Below are 14,050 nucleotides of genomic sequence, written 5' to 3' on the forward strand. Positions count from 1 at the left end.
GCTAGCCCCGCTTGATGCGCGGATCGATCGCGGCTTGCGCGATGTCGACCAGCAGATTGAGAAAGACGAAGAACAGCGCCAGGATCAGGATCGTGCCCTGCAGCAGCGGCAGGTCGCGCTGGAAGATCGCGGAGTTGAGCAGGAAGCCCGAGCCCGGCCAGGAGAACACGGTCTCGATCAGGATCGAGCCGCCGAGCATGTAACCCAGTTGAAGCCCCATCACCGCGAGCGCGGTGGGCGCGGCGTTCTTGATGACGTGGCGGAACACACCGCGCTCATGCAGGCCTTTTGCACGCAGCGCCTCGACAAAATCCTGGCTGAGAATATCGCCGGTCAGCGCGCGCACCGTGCGGGTGACGATGCCCATCGGGATCACCGAGGTCGTTATCGCCGGCAACACGAGATATTTGAGATGCCCCCAGTCCCAGGCCCAGGCGGTGGAGCCGCCGGGCCCGGCGCCGACCGCGGGCAGCCAGTTCAGCTGGACCGAAAAGATGATGACGAGCACCATGCCGAGCCAATAATGCGGCACCGAAACCCCTGCGATGGCAAAGGACGTCGCCAGCTTGTCGACCCAGGTCTCGTGGAAATAGCCGGCGATCAGGCCGAGCAGGATGCCCATGGTGAAGCCGATGATGGCGGCCGCAACCGCCAGCGTGACGGTGTTGCTGACCGCGCGCATGACCTCGGCAAGCACGGGACGCCCGCTGGCGATGGAATTGCCGAGATCGCCATGCAGCGCGCGCATCAGCCACAGGCCGAACTGCACTGGCAGCGGGCGGTCAAAACCGTAGGCGGCGCGGAGTTGTGCGGCAAGCTCCTGCGACGCATCGGCCGGCAGCACCGCGACGAGCGGATCGCCCGGCGTGATGTGCACAAGCAGAAAGCACACCAGCGCGACGCTGATGACGATCGGGACGACATAGACGATGCGTCTGGCGATATAGGCGAGCACGTTGGATTCCTTCTTCCCTTCTCCCCTTGTGGAAGAAGGTGGCATAGGCCGCCTCAGGCCGTTTGTTTTAGACGACGCCGAAGCGGAGCTTCGGCTACGGCGCCGGATGAGGGATTGTTTCCGCGGATGATACTGCGTTGAGAGGTCCGCATTCGCGGAGAGAGACCCCTCACCCGGCTTCGCTAAAGCGAGGCCACCCTCTCCCGCAAGGGGAGAGGGTACAGCGAGTACGTTGCTAGCCGCTCACTACTGAATCGACACCAACGAGAAGTCGATGAACCAGCTCTTCGGCTGCACGACGCCTGTCACCTTCGGGCTGATGGCGCGGGGCCCGACGTCGTGGGCGACGTAGAGGAAGGCGGCGTCGTCGACAGAGGCCGCGTGCAGTTCGGCGAGCGCGGCGTCACGCGCGGCGGGATCGAAGGTTTGCCGCGCCTTCTTCACCAGTTCATCAAACTTGGGATTGTTGATAAAGCCCCAATTGTTCGAGACCGGCGGCGCCATGCCCGATTGCAGGAAGCGCACCAGGGCGAAGAACGGATCCATCGCCGCATAGGTGACGTTGGTGGCATTCGAGCTATTGGCGCTGGGATCCTTGGCGCCGCGGCGCCAGTTGGTGAACAGCGTATTCCATTCGATGACGTCGAGCTGCACGTCGAAATAGCATTCGGCCAGTGCCTGCTGGATATATTCGTTCATCGGCAGCGGCTGCATCTGGCCCGAGCCGGACGCCGAGGTCTGGGTCTTGACCGTCAGCTTCTTGTTCGGACCGAAGCCTGCCTCCTGCATCAGCTTCTGCGCGGCAGCCTTGTCATACTTGATCTCGAAGGTCGGCTTTCCGCGCCAAGGATGGCCGGGCTCAAAAGTGCCTGTCGCGGGCACCATCAACCCTGCAAGCAGACCATCCTTGAGACCTTCGCGGTCGATGCAGAGGTTTGCAGCCTTGCGCACGCGGATATCGTTCCAGGGCGAGCCTTCGACGCGCGAGAACTGCCACGGCCAGACATGCGGCTGCTCGTTGGCGTAGAGCTTAAAGCCGCGCTGCTTCAATTCAGGCAGCGCGTCCGGCGCCGGCGCCTCGATCCAATCGACCTGTCCGGAGAGCAGCGCCGCAGTGCGTGCATTCGCTTCCGGCATCGGCAACAGCACCATCTTGTCGACCTTGGGCACGCGCGCCTTGTCCCAATAGCTCGCGTTCTTGACCAGTTCGAGCCGCTCGCGCGGGGTGAAGGCCGCCATCTTCCACGGGCCAGTGCCCGCGGCGTCCTTGGCAAAGGCGGTCCATGCGGCCTGCGACTTCGCCTTGGCGTCGGCGCCTTCCGCCTTGTCATAAAAATGCTGCCACTTCGCCGGGCTCGCCATGAACAGGTTGGTGAGGTTGATCGGCAGGAAGCTGTCGGGCTCCTTGGTGGTGAGCTCGACCGTCATGTCGTCGATCTTCTTCGCGGACGCCAGCGTCGGCATGCGCGACGCCGTAACGCCGACCTGGCTGGCGTCGAATTGCGGCGCGTCCTGCTTCAGCACCTTCTCGACGTTCCACACCACGGCATCGGAGTTGAACGGCGAGCCGTCATGGAAGGTGACGCCGGGGCGCAGCTTGAATGTCCATTTGGTCTTGTCGGCGTCGTCGACCTTCCACTCGGTGGCAAGGCCGGGGATCACCACGCTCGCCTTGTCGGCGGAGGACAAGTCCCAGCCTGTGAGCGCGTCATACATGGTGAGGCCGGTGAAGCGGTTGCCTTCAAAACCCTGATCGGGCTGGCCCAGCGTGCGCGGAATATCGGCAGCCGTCATGCCGATGCGCAGCACGGTGTCGGCACTGGCCACGCGCGGCCACGCTGCCGCACTCGTCAGGGCCAGCGCCGCAATCAGTGCCGCGCGCGTAGTCTTCTTGATAAGCATCGACTCAATCCTCTTCGTCTTTCGATGATCAATTTTGATGCAATCGTATGCAATGGCTGTGCCAATGGGGAAACTTATTCTGCGAATTGTCCCTGCGACGACAAGTCCTTGTGATCGGACGTCGGCGAGGGCAGCCCGCTGCCTATTCTGGCATCAAGATTGCAAGTTTGGCCCCGATTTCTCCCTGGGAGCTATGGGCCATGCGTATCCGACTGCCGACCTGTCTCGCCGTGCTTGCGCTGGCGTTTTCCGCAATTTCGGCGCGTGCCGAAACGGTGGTGCGCTACGGCATCTCCATGGCGGATATTCCGCTGACGACAGGCCAGCCCGACCGCGGTGCTGGCGCCTATCAGTTCACGGCCTACACGATCTACGACCCCTTGGTGGCCTGGGAGATGGAAGTCGCCGACCGGCCCGGCAAGCTGGTGCCAGGGCTGGCCACAGAGTGGAAAGTCGACGACGAGAACAAGACCAAGTGGCGCTTCACCTTGCGCAAGGGCGTGAAGTTTCACGACGGCAGCGAGTTCGATGCCGATGCGGTGATCTGGAATCTGGACAAGGTGCTCAACGACAAGGCGCCGCAATTCGACAAGCGGCAGAGCGCGCAGGTGAAGACCCGCCTGCCCTCGGTCGCAAGCTACGCCAAGATCGACGATTCCACGGTGGAGATCACCACCAAGACGGTCGATTCCTTCTTTCCCTACCAGATGCTCTGGTTTCTTGTGTCGAGCCCCGCGCAATACGACAAGCTCGGCAAGGATTGGGACAAGTTCGCGAGCCAGCCCTCCGGGACCGGCCCATTCAAACTGACGAAACTGGTGCCGCGCGAGCTCGCCGAGCTCACGAAGAATCCGGATTATTGGAACAAGAAGCGCATTCCCAAGGTCGACAAGCTCGTGCTGGTGCCGATGCCGGAGGCGCTGACGCGCACCAACGCGCTGCTCGCCGGCCAGGTGGACCTGATCGAGACGCCGGCGCCGGACGCCGTGCCGCAGCTCAAGGCGGCCGGCATGAAGCTCGTCGATAACATCACGCCGCATGTCTGGAATTATCATCTGAGCGTGCTGCCGGGCTCGCCCTGGACCGACATCCGCCTGCGCAAGGCGCTCAATCTCGCGATCGATCGTGAGGCAGTGGTCGGCCTGATGAACGGCCTCGCAAAACCCGCCAAGGGCCAGGTCGATCCATCCAGCCCGTGGTTCGGCAAGCCGAGCTTCGAGCTGAAATACGATGTCGCCGCGGCGAAGAAGCTGGTCGAGGAAGCCGGCTACTCCAAGGCGAAGCCGCTGAAGGCCACCTTCATCATCGCACAAGGCGGCACCGGCCAGATGCTGTCGCTGCCGATGAACGAGTTTTTGCAGCAGAGCTTCAAGGAGATCGGCATCGACATCGATTTCAAGGTGGTCGAGCTCGAGACGCTCTATACGCATTGGCGCAAGGGCGCGGCCGACGAGATCAACGCCGGCGTCACCGCCAACAACATCGCCTACGTCACCTCGGATCCCCTTTACGCCATCGTCCGCTTCTTCCATTCGAGCCAGATCGCGCCGGTCGGCGTCAACTGGGGCGGCTACAAGAACCCGAAGGTCGACGCGCTGATCGACGAGGCCAAGCAGACCTTCGATGCCACCAAGCAGGACGAACTGCTGGCCCAGGCGCATGCGCTGATCGTCGACGACGCCACGCTGGTGTGGGTGGTCCACGACACCAACCCGCATGCACTGTCGCCTAAGATCAAGCAGTTCGTGCAAGCGCAGCACTGGTTCCAGGATCTGACGACGATCGGGGTGGAGTGAGGCGGCAGCTCAACTCTCTGCCGTCGTCCTGGCGAACGCCAGGACGACACCTCTTGTTGAGGCGGCAGCGAGAGCCTCTCGCCCCCTTACTTCGTCAGCAGCGCATACGCCCCGGTCCAGCCCTCCGCCGGCGGGTTGATCTGGAAATCCTTGATGCGGCCTTCGTACAGCCCGAACAGCTTTTCCAGCGTGTCGGCATCCTCGCTGCGACGACCGCGCTCGATCGCATCCAGCGCGCCCTGCCAGTCGCGGCCGCGATAGCAGGCAAGCATCTCGATGGTGACGTTGCGCAGGCGCTGGAACGGTCCAGAATGCAACACGTCGCCGCGGCCGGCGATGGCGTAGATCACTTCCGGCTCGGTCTTGCCCTTGACCATGATGAAGTCGAGCTCGAGGATTGCGAACTTGTCCTTGGCGGCGAGCGCGGTCCTCGAGCCGACGATGATGGGAAAGCCGTACTCTTTCGACTGACCTTCCAGGCGCGAGGCCAGGTTCACGCTGTCGCCGAGCACCGAATAGTTCTTCTTCAGGTCGGAGCCCATGTTGCCGACCACGCCGATGCCGGTGTTGAGACCGATACCGACATTGAGCGGGATGTAGACGTGGCCGCCATCGGCGGCTTCCTGCTCGCGGTCCTTGTTCACCGCGTCGATCTTCTCGAGCATCTGGATCGCGGCCTCGCAGGCGTTGACCTCATGCGCGGCATCGTCGAGCGGCGCGTTCCAGAACGCCATGATGGCGTCGCCCATATATTTGTCGATATAGCCCTTCTGATCGATGATCACGTCGGTCAGCGGCGTCAGGAAGCGGTTCATGAGCGCGATGAGCCCCTGCGGATCGTGCTTGTAGGTTTCCGATATGGTGGTGAAGCCGCGCACGTCGGAGAACATGATCGTCATCTCGCGCTCCTCGCCGCCCAGCACGAGCTTTTCCGGCGACTGGGCGAGCTGCTCGACCAGAACCGGCGACATGTATTGCGCGAACATGCCGCGGATCTGCACGCGCTGCCGCTGTTCACGCACGAAGCTGGCGAAGATCAGCGTCAAATAGATCGCCGTGGTCGAGAGCAGCGGATAGGTGAAGTCGATAAGATAGCGATATTGCGCATAGAAGAACCAGGACACGCCGATCAGGATCGCGGCAAACGTCGCACCCGCAAGTACGAGGCGTACCGGTCCGAGATTCGGCGTGAAGATGATGACCAGAATTCCGATCACGAGCGCCGCGAGCAGCTCGACGCCAAGCGCATAGTTCGGCTGCGAGATCACCGCACCGCTCAGCACGTTTTCGAGCACCTGCGCATGGATCTCGACGCCCGGCATGGTCGAGGACACCGGCGTGGTCTTGATGTCGTTCAGTCCGACCGCGGAAGTGCCGACCAGCACCAGCTTGCCTGAGAACTTGCCCGGCGGCACCGTGTTGTCGAGCACGTCGGCGGCCGAGACGTAGATCGAGGGATCCTGGCGGGCATAGTGCACCCACAGCTGGCCGTTCCTGTCGGTCGGAATCTCCACGCCCTTGAGACGCACGGCCCGCACACCGGTCTTGTCGGTCCTGACAAGCAGCGTCGGCGTGCCCGTGACGACGCGCAAAATCTCGAGGCTGAGTGAGGGCATGATCATGCCCTGGGCGCGCATGATCATCGGCACGCGGCGGATCAGGCCGTCGCGCTCGGTCCTGATCGAGAACAGGCCGCGGCCGGCAGCGACCTTCTCGATGACGGGCACGTTGCGCAGGAGGCCCGGGAATTCGAACAGGAAGCGTTCGGCGCCCTCCTCACCGACCGTCGCGACGCCGGTGAAGGGCAGCGACTTGTCGACCTCGGAGGATATGGCGTGCTGCCCGGTCTCGCCCAGCACCACGCGCGAGCGCTTGATCGCTTCGGACAGGATCTGGTCGTTGCTCGGCAGCTCGCGCAGCTTGGCGCGGGTGGCATCGTCCAGATCGCGCATCTGGCTCGCGACGATATCCGGGTTGAGCCGGTCGGCCTCCGAGAACACCACGTCGAAGCCGATCGCGACCGCGCCGTTATTGGTGAGGTTCTGGATCAAATCGGCGATCCGCGTCCGCGGCCACGGCCACTGCCCGAGCTTGGCGAGGCTCTTGTCGTCGATGTCGACGATGGTGACCGGCCGCGCCGTCTTGTGGCGCGGATCGATCAACTGAAACATGTCGAATGTGCGCAGCCGCAATTCCTGGATCGGCGGCGGATCCCAGAGCCGAGCGCCGGCAAACACGACCAGCAGCCCAAGGCACATCAGCCGCGCAAACCCGAACTTCCGCGTAAACCACCGCCGCAGGATTTTGAGACGTTTCATGTCGATCGGACTTCCTGCCTCGCAGCATCATGCCGTGCGTCCCGATCATGGAGCGCGGGACCGCGATTGGCTATTCCCTGGCGGTGGAGGATTATGGATTTTTTGCCGCGGCCAAGGCGGAAAGAAACACAGTTTTCGGGGAGGGGCGGCGCGCTAGGTGACGTGAAGGATGAAATCGTTCGTCTGGAGGCTGACGCCTTTCACGAGGATGGTGTCGGCTGCATCGATCGTGATCAGGGTGTCTGCCCCTGACGCGGCCACATGGTGAGCCATCCAGTCGGAAACGTTGGAGGTTCCGACGAACGACAGGTCGATATGGTCCGTGCCGGACGTGAAGTTCACGATCGTATCGTGGTTCGATTTGGTCGCGAACACGAACTGGTCCTGATAGACGGTCCCGAAGAATACGTCCTTATCTGAAGTGCCGGTGAGGCTGACCGCGGTTTCCGTCAGATTGAAGATCAAATTGACCGTGTCGCTGGCGCCGTGCGCGTCGGTCACATTGACCGCAATCTCGTCCGTCGCAGGCCCGCCGCTGCTTGCCTCGGTGTAGGTCAACGTCTGGAGCGCCGAATTGATGATGGCCAGAGAGCCGCATCCCGATGAGGGGGTCACACTGGCACACGATGCCGCGGTGGCGGCGATCGTGAAAGCGTCGTTGGTATCGGGATCAGCGACCGACAGGCCATGGACTGTCACCTGATCGCCCACTTGCGTGACGCTGGCCTGGTCGATATTGAGCGCGGGCGCGTCGTTCGCACCGGTGATCGTCACGGTGACCTGTGCCGTGTCGGTCTTGTTGTGACCGTCGTCGAGCATGACGGTGGACATCACCTTCACGGTCTGGTCCTGACCGAGGAAATCCAGCGTGCCGTCGGCAATCGAGTAGCTCCAGCCGACCTCACCGTTGTTTTTACCGGTGCTCTGGAGCGACAGCGCGTGCTCGAGCGCGTTGATCTGGTCCGTCGTGAGGAACCCTGAGAGGTTGGTAATGTGATCGGCGCCTGTCCAGCTCACCGTCTGACCCGTGATGCAAGCGGTCGGCCGATCGGTGAGATCGACGTCCTTGAAATCGATCGAGCCGGTCGCGGCAGTGGGCGTCGGGTCAAGCGTCGAGGAGCTGGTGGTGTTCTCAAGCTCGGGCACGGTTGCGGTCAACGTCGCCCCGGCCGCGGTGAAAGCCGGCTTATAGTCGTCCGCGTTGAACGTGATCAGTGTGCCGCCATGGCCGTCACTACTGCCGGCGAAATGTGCACCGCTGTAATCAGCGCCGGTGAGCTGCAACGTAATCGTATGGTGGTAGGCGTCGCTCACGACGAGCTCGCCGGTCGCGGCGTTATAGGTCGCCGACGTGCCGTCATCATAAACAATGGTCGACAGGTCGATCGTGTCGTTCGCGGACAGCTCTGCGATCGATCCGCCGAACGTCGACGTATCGATCTCAAGCGCGGCGCCGTCGCCCGCGAGGTTGATCGTTTGCGCGACCGTGCCTTCGAGCTTCAACAGCGCACCGGCATCGACGGTGACCGAGCCCGTGCCCGACAGCGATCCGAACAGCGACAGCTCGCCATCATGGACCTCGATGCTGCCGGTATTGGCGATGGTGCCCGAGATCGACGCCGTGCCCCAGCTGTCGATGTGGTTGTGATTGACGAGGCCGGGCCCACTCAGGGAGATCGAGGCGCCGTTGAGGAGATCGATGACACCGTCATTGACGATCGACGACGCATTGCCGAAAACGCTCGTGCCGGCGACGGTCCAGGTGCCGCCGGAGTCGTTATTGAAGGTCGCGCTGGCGACCGAGATGTTGCCGTTGATGTGGCCGGTGTTGTTGATCGTGAGGCTGCCACCGGTCTCGACGATCGCATCGGTTGCGCTCAAGGCGGCGGCCGGCCCGATGGTGCCGGAATTGTCGATCACCGAACCGGTCGTATCCTGTTGGATGTGGATCGCCGCATTGCCACCGGTGCCCACGATCGAGCCGGAATTGACGATGTGGATCGAACCGGTCGCGCCCGAAAACTCCAACGTCGCGCCGACATCGACGATCACCTTGCCTGAACCGGCGATGCCGCCCGCAAGGTCGAGCGTGCCGCTCTGGACCTCGATGATGCCGGTATTGGTGACGCAGCCTGTGACCGTATCGAGCCCAGCGCTGTAGAGATTGCCGGCATTGCTCAGGCTGCCGCCGTTGATCGTGACGTCGGTCAGGTAGAGCTTCGAGGTGCAGTCGACCGTGATCGACGCGCCGGTGTTGGCGATCGTGGCGGTCGTCAGCTTCAGCGTGCCGCCGCCCGTCGCCTCGATCAGGCCGTGATTGGTGATGGCGTGAACCGTGCCGGGATCAATCGTCAGCGTACCACCGCTGACGGTGATGCTGCCGGTGTTGGTGATGTCGGCGTCGTTGATCGCGCTCGCGCCGGTCGATTCCAGCGTGCCTGCGATTGTTACGGTGCCGCCGTCGATGATCGCGCCGACGAGATCGAGCGTCGAGCCGGACTCGACCGACACCGCGCCACTGCCAGTATTGGTCACTGTCGCCGAGATCAGCTTCAGCGTGCCGGTGTTGATGGCAGCCAACGTGCCGGTGTTGGCGACGGTCTCGTGGTCGATATCGAGCTTGGCGCCGTTGGCCCGAATGATGCCGCTGTTCGTGATGGCTGCGGCGGGAGTCGTCGCCACCAGCGTCAGCAAACCGCCGAGGGTCGATTCGAGCAGATAGCCGTTCGAGATGTTGGCGTCGGTGATGCTCGTGATGCCGGAGGATGCGAGCGTACCAGCGACGGTGAGCGTGCCGCCGGTCAGGCTCGCACCTGCCAGCGTCAGCTTCTTGCTGGTATCGACCTTGATGGTGCCGCCATTGGTGATCGCGGTGCCCGCAACGATCGCGTCGTCGAGCGTCAGCGCGACGCCGGTCTCGATCGCGACGGCGCCCTTGTTCAAGGTCGCATTGCCGTCGATCTTGCTGTCACCGGTGACGCCGATCGTGCCGCCCAGCACGCTGTAATTGTCGATGGTGCCGCCGGTGATCTCGGTGCCGGACAGTGTCAGCGTCTGGCCATCGTTGACCTTGACGATGTGACCGGTGTTGGTGAGGACATCGTTGAGCAGCGTCGCGGCGCCGGCGATCTCGAGCGTGCCGTTGTTGGTGATCGCGCCGCCCTGGATTTTGGCGGCGTCCTTGAGCTTGACGGTGTTGTCGAGCTCGATGCTGGAATTGTCGGTGATCGTCGAACCCGACACCGTGACGCCGTCCAGCGTCAGCTTGGCATCGGCGGTGACCGCGCTAACGCTCAGCGTAGCCCCGCCGTCGATCTTGCTGGCGCCGGTGACGTGAATGGTGCCGCCGCCGTTGATGGCACCACCGCTGATCGTGGCGTGGTCGAGCGTCAGCGCGGCAGTCGCGTCGACAATGACGCTGCCGCTCGAATTGTTCACCGTCGAGCCGTGATCGATCGCGAGCACGCCATTGGCCAGCACTTCGATGGTGCCGGCATTGGTGACGGTCTCGCCATCCAGCGCGTTGCCGGTGCCGCTGACCTTGAAGACGGCGTTATTCATCAGCACGCCGCCGCTCAGCACGGCATTACCGGTCAGGTCGATCTCGCCGTCGTCGGTCACCGTGCCGGCACCGCTAATCGTGGTCCCGTTGACCGTCAGCTTGCCGGTGGCATCGACCGTGACGTTGCCGGTGTTGGTGACGCCTGAGCCCTGGTCGATGGTCAGCCAGCCATTCGCCAGCACCTTGATCGTTCCGCTGGAGGTGTTGGAGAGGGTCTCATGGGCGAACTTCGCCGCGCCCTTGACGTTGACCGCACCGGAATTGTTCAGCGTGCCGTTCTCGATCAGGCTGATGCCGTCGAGCTCCAGCGTCCCCAGAATGGCGACGGTGCCGCCGTCGATTGTCGCGGTATCGACGATCAGCGTCGTACCGGCATCGGCCTTCAGCATGCCGCCGGCATTGTGGATCAAGGCGAGCGTCTTCAGCGTGCCGCCCGACAGCTCGATCATGCCCAAATTGGTGATCGTGGTGCCTTTGGCGAAATCGCCGCCGCCCGCGAGCGTCAGATAGCCCGCATTGGTGAGCACGCTCGTGCCGAGGATCTCGGCCTTGCCGCCGACCGACATCACGCCGGCCGCCGAGTTCGTGAAGATCGAGTCGGCGCTCATGTTGAGCGCGCCTGATATCGTCAGCAAGCTCTTGTTGATCACCTCCGGCGGCGGGCCGCCGAAATCGTTCATCGTGATCGACTTGGCATAGGCCGCAGTGTCGATCGTCACCGGATAGGACGGCGTCAGCCCGTGCAGCTGATCGGTGATGACGATGACGTCGTCGTCGATGGTCGGGACGGTGCCTGTTTCCCAGTTTGCGGCGTCCTTCCAGAACCCGCCGGAGGGAGCGCCGGCCTTGTCGGTCGCGATCCACACCACGGCGGCAGCGTCCGTGCCGGTGATCGTGACGGTGATGGTCTGCTGCGAGGTGGCGCCTTGCGCGTCCGTGAGCGTCACGGTGTAGACCAGCGTCAGCACCTCGCCCTTCGGGATGAAGTCGGCGAGATAGACGGGCAGGTCGGCCAGCGACCAGTTGATGGTGCCGGTACCGCTGCCCTTGCTGTCGGCGCCGGCCGCGATCGCGGCCGACATCGCGCTCTGGAACAGCGCCAGCGGGCCCGGCGGCACGGTGCCGTCAGGCAGCGTCGCGCTTGTCAGCTTGACCGCAACCGTGTGGGTGTCGGTGAGGTCGACATCCTTGAAGGTCAGCGTGCCCGAGGTCGGCACCTCGCTGGTGAGCGGGCCACCCGCCACGCTGGTGCCGCCTTCGAAGGTGATGGTCGGAACGCTGCTCGTGATCACCGGCTTGTCGTTGGTGCCGGTGATCGTGATGGTGATCGTTCTGGTGGCGGTGTCCGGGCTCACCGTGAAATTGTTGGCGATGCGGACCGTGTAGGTCAGCGTCAGCGTTTCGCCAGCCGCGAGGAAGTCGAAGACGTGGTCGGGGATCGTGTAGGTCCAGACCGCCGAGCCGGTGTTGGTGTTGCCGCCCTTGGCGACCACGTCGATGTTGATCAGCGTCGCCGCGATGTCCTGCTTCTGGAGCGAGGTGAGCGATCCGGTGACATCGTGCAGTCCGGCGTCCTTGTAGACGTAGTTGGGCGCGTCGCCGAGGCTCACGCTCACCGTCGGCCGGTCACCCAGGTTCTGGTCGAGGAAGGTGATCAGGCCGGAGATCGTGTCGGAATGCGTCGTGTCGCCAGTCGTGTTCGCGCGCTCGGTCAGCGCGAATTCCGACGTCACATTGCCGTTGAGATCGAGGGTGCGCGCGTCGGGCGGGCCGGGAATACGGTTGCTGGTCGACGTGGATGTGCCGGGGCCCTGCGGTCCCTGCGGATTGAGGTTCGCGAAGGTCGCAATCGCGGTGGCGCCGGTTGGCGTCTTGAGCAAGATATCGTAGCTGGTCTGTGTGATCGAGTCGGTGAAGTTCGTGGTCAGCTTGGTGTTGGTGTTGTTGTCGGTGAACTTCAGCGTGAACACGTCCGTGATCAGCTTCTGGACGTCCGGCGACATCAGCGCATTGCTGATCGAGACGTTGCCGCCGCTGATCTGGATCATCTGGCCGGCCTGGTTGACCGTCGCGATCGGCAGCAGCGTGACCTTGTCGAACAGGATGTAGGAGCCGGTCGTGCCGTTCGGCTCGACCAGCACCTGGAAACTCGCCTCCGGCTGCGGTTCACCGCCCCCGGCGGGAACGACGAAGTGGATCTGGCTCAGCACCGCCGTGCCGCGGATGCCCATGGTGGCGACCGGGGTGTCGATCTTCATGTCGCCATGCTTGGCGGTCTCGCCGGCAACGAAGGTGATGGTGCCTGCGACCAGACTGAGCAGCGAGGAATTGTTCGACCCGTTGGGGTCGTAGACCATCTCGTTCAGCACCATCCGCGCATTGGAGGACAGGCCGAACACCGTGCCGTCGATGAAGGTGATGCCGAGCGTCGAGTCGCCGCCGGTCGAGACCACGTCGCCCTTTTCGACGTTGTCGCCGTTGTTCAGGATGATGGAGACGCCGTTGCGGACCGCGGTCGCGCTGCCGGACAGCTTGGTGACGTGGCCGATGACCTGGGCGGCGGCAATGCCGGACGCGGCCTGCGCATATTGGACGTGGCCCGTGAGCGCGTTGACGATGTCGCCGCTGAGGTGTGCGCCATCCGGCGACGAGAGCGCCGCGCGCTTGTCGCCCCTGAAATAATCGTGAACGATAAACTCGTGACCGTCGTGGGACAGCACGAGATCGCTGCCTGCGCGCTTGTACTCGCCGTTGAAGATCAGGTTTGGATCGGGAACAACGAACGCACCATCAGGCACGTGACCCTGCGCCTTCGCGATAAAAGGCTTGCCCGTAAAGGAATCGACATGGACGTCGGAGGGCGAGTGGGAACCCCCGCCATCCAAGGAAATCGCGGCGTTAAATATGCCAGCGTAATTCAACCGGGCACCAAAAAAAGGGTTAAAATCTAAGTAAGTATCGATCGCCTAAGCTTGCTTATCATTACCAAGTCCCTAGCGAAACCATCTATTGCTTGTGTGATTTCGCATCACCCAGCGGTCGACGCCCCTGCCAGGCCCCGCCACCTTAGAGGAAGCAGCGTATTTATCGAAATATCTGTAAGTATATGATTGCTTATCCGAGCCCATTTTCGGTACCCTCCTGTATTCGCTCGTATAAATTTTACAACGAATACTTGTGTCATCTAGCCTTCGTGGTGCCCCGCAACATACTGCGGCAAATACGGAGCCAAATCTGTGACCCAATTAACAGAACCCGTGAAATAGCGGGTCGTTAGCCATAGGGCGCGGAATCGGCCGCGGCACAACCAGTACCTGCAATTCGTCCGATTTCGCGGCAGGCGGCCTCTTACCTAGTCCCCGATTCGTAAAATTTTATGCAATTGGGCCAGACCGATTTCAGCCTGTTACCCGGTTGTGGGACCTCAGCCGGGCGCGTTAAGCAGAACAAAACAGCCCGTCTCGCACTATCTCCGCGAAAGCAACAAAGCCCGCACGACCAGGTCGAGGGGGACCTG

The 14,050-nt window shown here is 62.8% G+C and carries 5 protein-coding genes; 1 reads left to right on the forward strand and 4 read right to left on the reverse strand.

Translation table 11 applies throughout. The annotated features are described in order from the left end of the window. Nucleotide 1: 1 nt before the first annotated feature. Complete coding sequence (locus IVA74_RS13605) at nt 2-955, reverse strand: ABC transporter permease (RefSeq protein ID WP_247344199.1); 954 nt, start codon at nt 953-955, stop codon at nt 2-4. A gap of 246 nt (nt 956-1,201) precedes the next feature. After that, nucleotides 1,202-2,857 carry an ABC transporter substrate-binding protein gene (locus IVA74_RS13610; protein WP_247344202.1) on the reverse strand — a complete coding sequence of 552 codons (1,656 nt, stop codon included), beginning with the start codon at nt 2,855-2,857 and terminating at the stop codon, nt 1,202-1,204. Between the two features lie 200 nt (nt 2,858-3,057). On the opposite strand from IVA74_RS13610, the gene IVA74_RS13615 reads away from it, so the two are divergent. Beyond that, nucleotides 3,058-4,653 (forward strand): ABC transporter substrate-binding protein, encoded by a 1,596-nt coding sequence (locus IVA74_RS13615; protein ID WP_247344208.1) that lies wholly within the window; start codon nt 3,058-3,060, stop codon nt 4,651-4,653. A gap of 86 nt (nt 4,654-4,739) precedes the next feature. Here IVA74_RS13615 and IVA74_RS13620 read toward each other — a convergent pair whose 3' ends face one another. Together IVA74_RS13620 and IVA74_RS13625 are read right to left on the reverse strand one after the other, a co-directional pair. Next, nucleotides 4,740-6,971: an adenylate/guanylate cyclase domain-containing protein gene (locus IVA74_RS13620; protein WP_247344211.1), complete on the reverse strand. Its 2,232-nt coding sequence runs from the start codon at nt 6,969-6,971 to the stop codon at nt 4,740-4,742. Nucleotides 6,972-7,124: 153 nt separating this feature from the next. Then, nucleotides 7,125-13,331: a VCBS domain-containing protein gene (locus IVA74_RS13625; protein WP_247344213.1), complete on the reverse strand. Its 6,207-nt coding sequence runs from the start codon at nt 13,329-13,331 to the stop codon at nt 7,125-7,127. Nucleotides 13,332-14,050: the final 719 nt, after the last annotated feature.

Source organism: Bradyrhizobium sp. 132 (assembly GCF_023074185.1).
GTDB lineage: Bacteria > Pseudomonadota > Alphaproteobacteria > Rhizobiales > Xanthobacteraceae > Bradyrhizobium.

Excerpts from the sequence above, each read along its gene's own strand:
- IVA74_RS13610 (WP_247344202.1), bottom strand. The coding sequence starts at position 2,857 with ATGCTTATCAAGAAGACTACGCGCGCGGCACTGATTGCGGCGCTGGCC.
- IVA74_RS13615 (WP_247344208.1), top strand. The coding sequence starts at position 3,058 with ATGCGTATCCGACTGCCGACCTGTCTCGCCGTGCTTGCGCTGGCGTTT.
- IVA74_RS13620 (WP_247344211.1), bottom strand. The coding sequence starts at position 6,971 with ATGAAACGTCTCAAAATCCTGCGGCGGTGGTTTACGCGGAAGTTCGGG.